Origin of the sequence: Mesorhizobium sp. M8A.F.Ca.ET.202.01.1.1 (genome assembly GCF_004791595.1) — a bacterium.
GTDB lineage: Bacteria > Pseudomonadota > Alphaproteobacteria > Rhizobiales > Rhizobiaceae > Mesorhizobium.
Genome location: NZ_SRUN01000076.1, coordinates 1 through 443, shown reverse-complemented (window position 1 = coordinate 443; position 443 = coordinate 1). Strand labels below are relative to the sequence as shown.

Sequence of the window (443 nt, the reverse complement as noted above, 5' to 3'; positions counted from 1 at the left end):
GTGATCAATGCCTGCAGGCGGGTGAGATATTCCGGCAGCTTGCCGGCGAAATCGGCCATTTGCGTCGCCAGCACCGGCACCAGGATGACGAAGGCGAGCACAACGACGACGATGAAGGCAATGAGGATCACCACCGTCGCCATGAGCCGGGAAAGGCCGAGCCGCTGCAGCCAATCGGCCACCGGATCGAGGAAATAGGCGAGCACCATGCCGGCGACGAAGGGCAGGAGAATGCCGGAGAAGATATAGAGGAACAGCGCCAGCAGGACGGCCGTGGCCAGCCAGAAGCAGACCTGGCGGCGGAGCCCGCCCGAGCCGTCGTCGGCCGCGATCACCGCGCCATCAGGCGTCGGCGCCGGAGCCGCTCGACTTGCCGATGCCCGACTTGGTGTCGCCGGTCTGGGAGTTGCTCGTCCGGGAGCCTTCGCCATAGCCGCTCATAT

Annotated in this window: 1 protein-coding gene; it reads right to left on the bottom strand. The window is 65.7% G+C overall.

The genetic code is table 11. The features are described from left to right. A partial coding sequence (locus EN845_RS33905; protein WP_245511876.1) for an AI-2E family transporter occupies positions 1 to 335 on the bottom strand: 335 nt, incomplete at its 3' end. Positions 336 to 443 lie beyond the last annotated feature (108 nt).